A 9,474-nucleotide genomic window follows, 5' to 3' on the forward strand; every position below is an offset into this window, starting at 1 on the left:
ACGCGCCCGATCCGTCGCGCCCGCCGCGGATCCAGCCTAGCGCACCTCGTCGACAAGGAAGAGGTCGGTATCGTCAGGCTTTGCGCCGGCTGCGGTGAGCATCGCGTGGATCTGGCCGCGGTGATGCGTCTGGTGATTGAACAGATGCGCGATCAGGAAGGCCCGCGGCTTGCCCATCTCGCGGCCGGCTGCGCCCGAATACCAGATCAACGTGCCGCGCAGCCAGTCGGCCTCAATGTTGTCGGCCCAGTCGAGGATCGCCTGGTCGCGCTGGCGCCGGCGGGCGCAGAACTGGGCCCAGCCTTCGAAATAGACGGCCGAGTCACGGCCTCCTACGGAAGGCTTCTCGCTGCCCGTGAGGCGGCTGAGCCAGGTCTCGTCGGCCCACAGGACGTGGTTGAAGGTGCCGTGGATCGACTTGAAGAAGGCGCCGCGATCGAGCTTGCGGGCCTCGTCGCTCAAGCTCTCGGCCGCTGTCATCAGGCTGCGGTTCTGCCAGGCGTTGTAGCGGGCCATGGTCTGGACATAGGCGGGATCGACCATGGCGGCGCCTCCTCGTCAGATGACGTTGGCCTCCTTGAGCGGCCTGCCCGCAACGATGCGCTCATGGCCGAGATCGGCAAGGTCGAGCGAGCGATAGCGGCCATGCGCGATATGCTCGGCGAGCCCGCGACCGACCGCCGGCGACTGCTGCAGCCCATGGCCGGAGAAGCCGTTGGCGAGATAGAGGTTCGGCACGCCGATCGCGGGGCCGACGATGGCGTTGTGGTCGAGCCCGCACATGTCGTAGGGGCCGGCCCAGGCGCGACCGGGCTTGATCTGCTCGAAGGCCGGGATACGGGTGGCGAGCGACGGCCAGACCACTTCCTCGAAGAAGCCCCAGTCGACATCCTCCGCGGCGGGATCGGTCTCGATCCATTCGACATCCTGCTCCGGCGTAAGCGGCGAGCAGCTGCCGATGAAGAGCTGGCCCTCCGCCGTGCGCTTGCCCTCCTGCCGGCACCAGGCGCCGGTCGTGTCGATCAGGAGCGGGCAGCCATCGACGTCACCCTTGCAGGTGAAGGTGAAGACATAGCGCTTCATCGACTTCACCGGGATCGCGATGCCGGCGGTCGCGGCAAGCTTCGCGCCATGAGTGCCGCTGGCATTGACGACCGCGCCGCAGGCGATGCGGCTGCCGTCGGCCAGCTCGACCGCCGTGACGCGGCCGCCTTCGGTGACATAGCCGGCGACCTCGCCCTGCCGATACTCCACGCCGAGGCTGCGTGCCTTCTTGCGGAAGGCCTGGAGCAGCGCCCAACCGTCAAACCAGCCCTCGCCGCTGACACCGAAGGTGCCGCAGGCGAGATCCTCGACATTCAACCAGGGGAAGCGCTGCTTCAGCGTGGCCGGGTCATAGAGAGCGATGTCGGCGCCCTCGGCCGCCTGCAGCTTCTGGTTGGCCTCGAGGATCGGAGCACCGGCCTCGCTCGCGACATAGAGATAGCCGCCTTCATGCAGGTCGATCGCGGGGACATCGCCGGCGACGGCAAGATGTCCTGCGATATTCCGCAGGAAATCGATACCGAAGAGCGAGATGCGGATGTTGACCGCGCTGGAGAACTGCTGGCGGATCGAGGCCGCGGAGAGAGCCGAGGCCGAGAAGCGGTAGGTCGGGTCCTTCTCGATCACCACGACGCGGCCGGAAAAGCCGGGATCGGCGGCAAGATGATAGGCGACGGAGGAGCCGATCGCGGCCCCACCGCAAATCACGACATCGGCGCTTTCGGAGACGGGCGGCATGGCAGGCCTCGCGCATCCGGCTTCGACGGAAAGCCGGGTTGGTGAATTTCGCGCATGAATGACTGAGCGCGCTGCGCTTGTCGAGAGGTGCCTCAGTTCGCCGGCACGCATTCTCCGAGCAGCCAGTCTCGGAAGGCGATCACCGTCGGCATATTGGCCTTCTCCTCGGGATAGACGAGGTAATAGCCATCCTTGCCGGTCACCGGCCGGTCGATCGGGATGACGAGCGACCCGGTCCGCAGCTCTTCCTCGACCAGAAAGCGCGGCACGATAGCGAGCCCCAAGCCCGCCACGGCCGCCTGCGCGATCATTGCGAACTGCTCGAACCGCGGCCCCATCAGTGCCCTTTCAGGGGCGAGCCCTTGCTGCTCCAGCCAGTTCGCCCAGGCACGTGGCCTCGTCGACTGCTGGAGCAAGGGCACGCGCAGCATGTCGGACGGCTCGGCGATGCCAGCCCGCGCCAGCAGGGAGGGCGCCGCGACGGGCACGACCTCCTCCCCCATCAGCCGGTGCAGCCTTGCACCGGGCCAGCTCGCGCCGCCGAAATGCACGGCCGCATCGACCTGCTCGCGGGCGAAGTCGAAAGGTACGAGCCGCGTCGTGAAGTTGATGGTGATGCCCGGGTGGGCCTCGGTAAAGCGGGGCAGGCGCGGTATCAGCCAGCGCGTGCCGAAGGTCGGAAGGGTGGCGAGATTGAGAACGCCTGCCGCTCCGCGAAACGCCATGGCGGAGACCGTGGCCGCGGCGAGGCGCGAGAGCCCGTCGCGGATTTCGGCGGCATAAGCGGCACCTGCCGCCGTGAGGCTCACGCGCTTCTTGACGCGCTCGAACAGACTGACGCCGAGCACCTTTTCGAGATGCGCGACCTGCCGGCTGACCGCGCCCTGCGTCAGGTTGAGCTCCTCCGCCGCGCGGGTGAAGCTGCCATGCCGCGCCGCCGCCTCGAAGGCGGCAAGCGCCGAGAGCGAGGGCACCGAGAGACGGCCGGGAACGAGCGCATCATCCATGATAATTTCTCACCAAGTGGTGAGAACATATCGGTTGCCGCGCCCCTATGAAAGAGGGCATTCTCCCGGCCCAAAGCGCGGCGGCTCCGGTTTCCGCGCCATTTGTTCATGCGCCACGGGGGTACTCGGCCCTCTGGCATCCGCCCGCGACCGCTGGAAGACAACAATGGCCACACCTCTGCCGAAAGACACGCTCGCCCTGCTCAAGCGCCTCGGCGTTTCGGAAGCGGCTTACGCCGATGCCGGCCTGTCGGCGCGTTCGCCGATCACCGGCGAGACCGTCGTGACCCTGCGCGAGACTGCGCCTGCCGAAGCCGAGGCCGCGATCGGCCGGGCCCAGTCCGCCTACCTGGCCTGGCGCAAGGTGCCGGCGCCGCGGCGCGGCGAGTTCGTCCGCCTGCTCGGCGAGGAGCTGCGCGCCGCCAAGACCGATCTCGGCCTGCTGGTGACGCTCGAGGCCGGCAAGGTCGTCTCGGAGGGCCTTGGCGAGGTCCAGGAGATGATCGATATCTGCGACTTCGCCGTCGGCCTGTCGCGGCAGCTCTACGGCCTGACGGTCGCCACCGAGCGCCCGAACCATCGCATGATGGAAACCTGGCACCCGATCGGCATCTGCGGCGTGATCTCGGCCTTCAACTTCCCGGTCGCGGTCTGGTCGTGGAACGCGGCGCTGGCCTTCGTCTGCGGCGACAGCGTCGTCTGGAAGCCATCCGAGAAGACCCCGCTGACCGCGCTCGCCGTGCAGGCCATCGTCGAGAAGACGATGAAGCGCTTCGGCCCCGAGGCCCCGGTCGGTCTCTCCGAGGTCCTGATCGGCGGCCGTGAGCTCGGCGACATCCTGGTCCAGGATCACCGCGTGCCGGTCGTCTCGGCCACCGGTTCCACCCGCATGGGCAAGGAAGTCGGCCAGAAGCTCGCCGCGCGCTTCGCCCGCGCCATCCTGGAGCTCGGCGGCAACAACGCGGCGATCGTCGCCCCGTCGGCAGATCTCGATATCGCGCTGCGCGGCATCGCATTCGCGGCGATGGGCACCGCCGGCCAGCGCTGCACCACGCTGCGCCGCCTGATCGTCCACGAAAGCGTCTATGACCAGCTCGTGCCGAAGCTCGCCAAGGTCTACGGCTCCGTGAAGATCGGCGATCCCCGCGAGGCGGGCGTGCTGGTCGGCCCGCTGGTCGACGAGGCCGCCTATCAGGGCATGCAGAAGGCGCTCTCCGAGGCCAAGGCCGAGGGCGGCAAGGTCCATGGCGGCGAGAAGGTCGATGTCGGCGCCGGCGGCTTCTATGTCCGCCCGGCGCTGGTCGAAATGCCCAGGCAGTGCGGCCCGGTCGAGCGCGAGACCTTCGCACCGATCCTCTATGTGATGAAGTACAAGTCCATCGACGAGGCGATCGCGATCCAGAACGCTGTCGGCGCGGGCCTGTCCTCCTCGATCTTCACGCTGAACATGCGCGAGGCCGAGCTCTTCGTTTCCGACGAGGGTTCCGACTGCGGCATCGCCAACGTCAATATCGGCCCTTCGGGGGCGGAGATCGGCGGCGCGTTCGGCGGCGAGAAGGAGACCGGCGGCGGACGCGAGGCCGGTTCCGACGCCTGGAAGGCCTATATGCGCCGCGCCACCAACACGCTGAACTACGGCACCACGTTGCCGCTGGCGCAGGGCGTCAGCTTCGACGTGGATGCGTGATCGGTAGATAAGGCAACACCGCCGTCATTCCGGGCGGGCCGAAGGCCCGGGCCCCGAACCCAGAATCGATACCCTCGTCGCGAGGGGCGAACCGTTCCACTGATCTGGTTTCTGTTCCGCGGTTCTGGATTCCGGGCTCTCCGCGCCGCGAAGCCCCGGAATGGCGGTTCTGGAATCTGAGGGAGACCAACACCATGGCCGGCAGCCACAAGCTCGCGAAGTTCACCTGGGACGATGCCTATCTGCTCGACGAGCAGCTGAACGAGGACGAGCGTCTGATCCGCGACACGGCCCGCGCCTACGCGCAGGAGAAGCTCGCTCCCCGCATTCATGACGCCTATCTCGACGAGAAGACCGATCGTTCGATCTTCAACGAGATGGGCGAACTCGGCCTGCTCGGCGTCACCGTCCCCGAGGAATACGGCTGCGCCGGCGCCAACTATGTCTCCTACGGGCTCGTCGCCCGCGAGGTCGAGCGCATCGACTCGGGCTATCGCTCGATGATGTCGGTGCAGTCCTCGCTCGTGATGTTCCCGATCTATGCCTATGGCAGCGAGGAGCAGCGCAAGAAGTACCTGCCGAAGCTGGGCTCGGGCGAATGGGTCGGCTGCTTCGGCCTGACCGAGCCGGATGCCGGCTCCGATCCCGGCGGCATGAAGACCCGCGCCGAGAAGGTCGCCGACGGCTACAAGCTGACCGGCTCCAAGATGTGGATCTCGAACTCGCCGATCGCCGACGTCTTCGTCGTCTGGGCGAAGTCCGCCGCCCATGACAACCAGATCCGCGGCTTCATCCTCGAGAAGGGCATGAAGGGCCTGTCCGCCCCGAAGATCGGCGGCAAGCTTTCGCTCCGCGCCTCGATCACCGGCGAGGTGGTCATGGACGGCGTCATCGTTCCCGAGGAGAACCTGCTGCCGAACGTCTCCGGCCTCTCGGGCCCGTTCGGCTGCCTCAACCGCGCCCGCTACGGGATCTCCTGGGGCGTGATGGGTGCCGCCGAGGATTGCTTCCACCGCGCCCGCCAGTACGGGCTCGACCGCAAGCAGTTCAACAAGCCGCTCGCCCAGACGCAGCTCTACCAGAAGAAGCTCGCGGACATGCTGACCGAGATCACGCTCGGCCTGCAGGGTTCGCTCCGCGTCGGCCGCCTGCTCGACGACGGAAAGATGGCCCCCGAGATGATCTCGCTGGTCAAGCGCAACAATTGCGGCAAGGCGCTCGACATCGCCCGCCAGGCCCGCGACATGCACGGCGGCAACGGCATCCAGATCGAGTATCAGGTCATGCGCCACGCCGCGAACCTCGAGACGGTGAACACCTACGAGGGCACGCATGACGTTCACGCGCTGATCCTCGGCCGCGCGATCACCGGCCTGCAGGCGTTCTTCTGAGCCTGAACCCCGTCATGCCCGGGCTTGACCCGGGCATCTCGTCCCGCGTGAACCTCCCCGGAGATGGTCGGGTCAAGCCCGACCATGACGCCCGAGTCGACCTGTCATGACGACCTCTCCCCTCGCCGGCCTGCGTGTCCTCGAACTGGCACGCATCCTCGCAGGTCCCTGGATCGGCCAGCTCCTGGCCGATCTCGGCGCCGATGTCGTCAAGGTCGAGGCGCCCGAGGGCGACGACACCCGCAAATGGGGCCCGCCCTTCGTCGAAGGCACCGGCGACGAGCATCTCTCCGCCGCCTATTTCCATGCGGCCAATCGCGGCAAGCGCTCGATCACCGCCGATTTCCGCACGGCGGAGGGGCAGGCGCTGGTCAAGCGACTGGCCGCCCATGCCGATGTCGTCATCGAGAACTTCAAGGTCGGCGGCCTCTCGAAATACGGGCTCGACGCGGCCTCGCTGCGCGGGGAGTTCCCGCGCCTCGTCTATTGCTCGGTCACCGGCTTCGGGCAGGACGGCCCCTATGCGCCGCGCGCCGGCTATGACTTCCTCGTCCAGGGCATGGGTGGCGCGATGTCGATCACCGGCGAACCTGCGGGCGCGCCGATGAAGGCGGGCTACGCCGTCGCCGACATCTATACCGGGCTCTATGCCACCGTCGGCATCCTCTCGGCGCTGCGCCAGCGCGATGCCACCGGCGAGGGGGCGACGCTCGATCTTGCTTTGCTCGACTCACAGGTCGCCGTGCTCGGCAATCAGGCGATGAATTATCTGGTCGGCGGCAACCCGCCGCCGCGGCTCGGCAATGCGCATCCGAACATCGTGCCCTATGACGTGTTCCCGGTTGCCGACGGACACATCATCATCGCGACCGGCAATGACGGGCAATGGCGCAAGCTCTGCGAGGTGCTGGGCGAGCCGGCGCTGGCCGACCATCCCGACTATCTCGACAACAAGTCGCGCGTGAAGAACCGCGTCGCGCTGACGGCGCGGCTGCACGAGCTCTGCCGGCGCCAGACCAAGGCCGCGCTGCTGGCCGGGCTGGAAAAAGTCGGCGTGCCCGCCGGCCCGATCAACGATATCGGCGAGGTCTTTGCTGATCCGCAGGTCATCGCGCGCGGCGTCAAGGTCGCGCTGCCGAGCGCGGCCGCGAAAGCGGGTCACATTCCGACCGTCGCCTCGCCCATCGTCATGAACGGCGTGCGGCAGGTGGCAGGACGTCCGAGCCCCGGGCTCGGCGAACATGCAGACGACATTCTGAGCGATCCGGCCTGGGGCGGAACGCCCGGCGGCCAATGACAGATACAGCCCTCGTCCTGACGAAGCTGCTCCGGCCGCTCTTCAGGGTGAAGGTTCGCGAAAGGGACAGGAACCATGGCTAATCGCACTGGCGGGCAGATCCTCGTCGACCAGCTTCTGATCCACGGCGCCACCGACGCCTTCTGCGTGCCGGGCGAGAGCTATCTCGCCGTGCTCGACGCACTGCACGACGCCTCGATGAAGGTCACGATCTGCCGGGCCGAAGGCGGCGCCTGCATGATGGCGGAAGCCGCCGGCAAGCTCACCGGCAAGCCCGGCATCTGCTTCGTGACGCGCGGCCCCGGTGCCACCAATGCCTCGCCCGGCATCCATATCGCCGACCAGGATTCGACCCCGCTCATCCTTTTCGTCGGTCAGATCGACGGCAGCATGCGCGAGCGCGAAGCCTTCCAGGAGCTCGACTATCGCGCCGTCTTCGGCACCATGACAAAATGGGCGACCGAGATCGACGATGCCGCGCGCATCCCCGAAATCATCAGCCGCGCCTTCCATGTCGCGACATCCGGCCGGCCCGGCCCGGTCGTGATCGCGCTGCCCGAGGACGTGCTGACCGACCTCGCCGATGTCGCCGACGCCGAGCCCTATCAGATCACCGAGCAGCATCCCTCGTCGGTGCAGATGGACGATCTCGCCAAGCGCTTCGCGGCGGCGAAGTCGCCGATCGCGATCCTCGGTGGCTCGCGCTGGAGCCCGGAGGCGATCGCCGACTTCCAGGCGTTTGTCGAGCGTTTCGACCTGCCCGTCGCGGTGTCGTTCCGCCGCCAGATGCTGTTCCCGGCCGATCATCCGAACTTCGCCGGGGATCTCGGCATCGGCCCGAACCCGAAGCTGCTCGCGCGCATCAAGGAGAGCGACCTCGTCCTGCTGGTCGGCGGTCGCCTCTCGGAGATGCCGAGCCAGTCCTACACCCTGTTCGGCATCCCGAATCCCGGCCGGCCTCTGGTGCATGTCCATGCCGATCCGGAAGAGCTAGGCCGGGTCTATCGCCCGGCGCTCGCGATCAATGCTTCGCCCGCCGGCTTCTGCGCCGCGGTCAAGACGATCGAGCCGCCCAAGTCTCCCGCCTGGAAGGGTGCCGGCGCAGCCGCGCATGAAGCCTATATCGCCTGGAGCGAGCAGCCGGCGCCGGTGCCCGGAGAGTTCCACCCCGGGGAAATGGTACGCTGGCTTCGCAGCCAGCTGCCGGAGGACGCCATCATGTGCAATGGCGCCGGCAACTACGCGACCTGGGTGCATCGCTTCCACCGCTTCAACAAGTTCGCGACCCAGCTCGCACCGACCTGCGGCTCGATGGGCTACGGCGTGCCGGCCGCGATCGGCGCCAAGCGGATCTTCCCGGAGCGCACCGTCGTTGCCTTTGCCGGCGACGGCTGCTTCCTGATGAACGGCCAGGATTTCGCGACGGCCGTGCAGTACGACCTGCCGGTGATCGTCGTCGTGGTCGATAACGGCATGTACGGCACGATCCGCATGCATCAGGAGCGCGAGTATCCCGGCCGCGTCTCCGCGACGACACTGAAGAACCCGGATTTCGCTGCTTATGCCAAGGCCTTCGGCGGCCATGGCGAGCGCGTCGAGAAGACCGAGGAGTTCGCGCCGGCCTTCGAGCGCGCAGTGAAGAGCGGCAAGCCCGCGATCATCCACTGCCTGCTCGATCCCGAGGCGATCACCCCTGCCAAGTCGCTCTCGACGATCCGGGCCGAGGCGTTCGCGGCCCAGGGCCAGCGCTGACCGCGCCGGAGCGAGAAATTCGCCGCCGCGCCTGAACCGAAGTCGAACCTTCCGCGACAAACGTCGTTGAAGAGACGACGATGCGGAGGGCGCGGCGATGAAATGCGGGTTTGCGGTCCGGTTCGGGATGGCGGCGCTGCTGGGCGTCGCGGCTGCTCCCGGCGCCAGGGCAGCTGGGCTCTTCGACGGCCTGGCGCGGGCGATCTTCGGCCAGCCGCGCCTCTATGCCCCGCCGATCTACGAATACGACGACGAGAGGCCCCGGGCCAGGCCACGCCCGCGGGCACCCGACGCGGCTCCGAAGCCAAAGGCGCCGATCGTCAAGCTCGACCCGCAAACCGACCGGAACTGGCATCTGAAGGACCCGACGCTTCGGCGCGGCGACATCGTCGTCACCGCAAGCGGAGTGCTGGTCTATCAAGGTCGGGACAGCGATGCGACGACCCCTGCCGACTTCGTCGCCCTCGGCGGCAGCGATCCCAAGGGCTGGAAACAGAACCTGCAGACCGCAGCGGCCGGCGGCCGCACCATGCTGCAGACGCCACAGCGCAGGGCGGA

At 67.6% G+C, this 9,474-nt stretch carries 7 protein-coding genes and 1 pseudogene; 5 read left to right on the forward strand and 3 right to left on the reverse strand.

Going from position 1 to position 9,474, the window contains the following annotated elements; all coding sequences use genetic code 11:
* Positions 1–36 precede the first annotated feature (36 nt).
* The 3 genes from ACIPIA_RS05145 to ACIPIA_RS05155 form a co-directional block, all read right to left on the reverse strand.
* Positions 37–543 (reverse strand): DinB family protein, encoded by a 507-nt coding sequence (locus ACIPIA_RS05145; protein ID WP_400507317.1) that lies wholly within the window; start codon positions 541–543, stop codon positions 37–39.
* Positions 544–558: 15 nt separating this feature from the next.
* On the reverse strand, positions 559–1,782 hold the full coding sequence (locus tag ACIPIA_RS05150; protein ID WP_400507319.1) for an NAD(P)/FAD-dependent oxidoreductase: 1,224 nt from the start codon (positions 1,780–1,782) through the stop codon (positions 559–561).
* A gap of 92 nt (positions 1,783–1,874) precedes the next feature.
* A complete protein-coding gene (locus ACIPIA_RS05155) occupies positions 1,875–2,789 on the reverse strand; it encodes a LysR family transcriptional regulator (protein WP_400507321.1) in 915 nt (304 codons plus the stop codon).
* Between the two features lie 166 nt (positions 2,790–2,955).
* Between ACIPIA_RS05155 and amaB the strand changes: the two genes are divergently transcribed.
* From amaB to ACIPIA_RS05180, 5 genes and pseudogenes are all read left to right on the forward strand, one after another.
* On the forward strand, positions 2,956–4,476 hold the full coding sequence (gene amaB / locus ACIPIA_RS05160) for an L-piperidine-6-carboxylate dehydrogenase (protein ID WP_400507323.1): 1,521 nt from the start codon (positions 2,956–2,958) through the stop codon (positions 4,474–4,476).
* A gap of 194 nt (positions 4,477–4,670) precedes the next feature.
* Positions 4,671–5,867: an acyl-CoA dehydrogenase gene (locus ACIPIA_RS05165; protein ID WP_089176658.1), complete on the forward strand. Its 1,197-nt coding sequence runs from the start codon at positions 4,671–4,673 to the stop codon at positions 5,865–5,867.
* Between the two features lie 106 nt (positions 5,868–5,973).
* Positions 5,974–7,164: a CaiB/BaiF CoA transferase family protein gene (locus ACIPIA_RS05170; protein ID WP_400507325.1), complete on the forward strand. Its 1,191-nt coding sequence runs from the start codon at positions 5,974–5,976 to the stop codon at positions 7,162–7,164.
* Between the two features lie 75 nt (positions 7,165–7,239).
* Positions 7,240–8,916 carry a thiamine pyrophosphate-binding protein gene (locus ACIPIA_RS05175; protein WP_400507327.1) on the forward strand — a complete coding sequence of 559 codons (1,677 nt, stop codon included), beginning with the start codon at positions 7,240–7,242 and terminating at the stop codon, positions 8,914–8,916.
* Positions 8,917–9,013: 97 nt separating this feature from the next.
* Positions 9,014–9,474, forward strand: a pseudogene (locus ACIPIA_RS05180) (hypothetical protein); the annotation flags it as partial.

Source organism: Allobosea sp. CER48, assembly GCF_044752385.1.
Lineage (GTDB): Bacteria > Pseudomonadota > Alphaproteobacteria > Rhizobiales > Beijerinckiaceae > Allobosea.

What these genes read in the sequence shown, in the direction of transcription:
- ACIPIA_RS05145 (WP_400507317.1), bottom strand. Translation starts at nt 543, where the DNA reads ATGGTCGATCCCGCCTATGTCCAGACCATGGCCCGCTACAACGCCTGG.
- ACIPIA_RS05150 (WP_400507319.1), bottom strand. Translation starts at nt 1,782, where the DNA reads ATGCCGCCCGTCTCCGAAAGCGCCGATGTCGTGATTTGCGGTGGGGCC.
- ACIPIA_RS05155 (WP_400507321.1), bottom strand. Translation starts at nt 2,789, where the DNA reads ATGGATGATGCGCTCGTTCCCGGCCGTCTCTCGGTGCCCTCGCTCTCG.
- amaB (WP_400507323.1), top strand. Translation starts at nt 2,956, where the DNA reads ATGGCCACACCTCTGCCGAAAGACACGCTCGCCCTGCTCAAGCGCCTC.
- ACIPIA_RS05165 (WP_089176658.1), top strand. Translation starts at nt 4,671, where the DNA reads ATGGCCGGCAGCCACAAGCTCGCGAAGTTCACCTGGGACGATGCCTAT.
- ACIPIA_RS05170 (WP_400507325.1), top strand. Translation starts at nt 5,974, where the DNA reads ATGACGACCTCTCCCCTCGCCGGCCTGCGTGTCCTCGAACTGGCACGC.
- ACIPIA_RS05175 (WP_400507327.1), top strand. Translation starts at nt 7,240, where the DNA reads ATGGCTAATCGCACTGGCGGGCAGATCCTCGTCGACCAGCTTCTGATC.